General features: G+C 67.7%; 1 protein-coding gene. It reads left to right on the plus strand.

Features of this window, described 5'->3' with window-relative positions; all coding sequences use genetic code 11:
* Nucleotides 1-226 precede the first annotated feature (226 nt).
* Nucleotides 227-663, plus strand: a 437-nt coding sequence (locus FK530_RS24625; RefSeq protein ID WP_146489445.1) for a dihydrofolate reductase family protein, incomplete at its 3' end; no start/stop codon positions are given.

A 663-nucleotide genomic window follows, 5' to 3' on the forward strand; every position in this document is an offset into this window, starting at 1 on the left:
CGGGTACGTGCGCCACTGACCCACCCGCCCCCTGCCCCACCCCTGGCGAAGTCCGTCCCCAATCTCGCCGAAGTCCGTCCTCTTTCCCGCCGAAGTCCGTCGCCCTGTCGCGCGCAGTCCGGTGTGCTTCCTGGGGGCCGGTGGTCGTGGAGCGTCAGGACAACCTTCCACGAGGGCGGCGCCGCTGCGCTCGCGCTGCGATGGGGTCCTCGCCCTACGATGAACCATGGGAACTCTGTCCTACACAGCGACAGTCTCGGTCGACGGCTACGTCGCTGACGCCGACGGCGACTTCCAGTGGTCAGCGCCCGGCGATGAGGTCTTCGACTTCCATGTCGAGCGCATGGCGGCGGTCTCCACCGAGGTACTCGGGCGCAAGACCTACCAACTGATGAGGTACTGGGAGTCCGAGCCCGAAGGGGAGGACTGGGGCGAGGCTGAGAAGGAGTTCGCCCGCGGCTGGAAGGCCTTGGACCTGGTGGTCGCATCCTCGACCCTCGGCGAGTCCGACCTGTGGGAGGGGAACGTGACCCTGGTGCCCCACCTCGGCCTGGACGAGCTCCAGCGCATCGTCGACGATGCAGCCGGAGAGGTCGAGATCTTCGGCCCGACCGTCGCCGCCGAAGCCATACGTGCCGGGCTGGTGCAGGACTTCAGGTTCTT

This window comes from Tsukamurella conjunctivitidis, from assembly GCF_007858475.1.
Classification (GTDB): domain Bacteria; phylum Actinomycetota; class Actinomycetes; order Mycobacteriales; family Mycobacteriaceae; genus Tsukamurella; species Tsukamurella conjunctivitidis.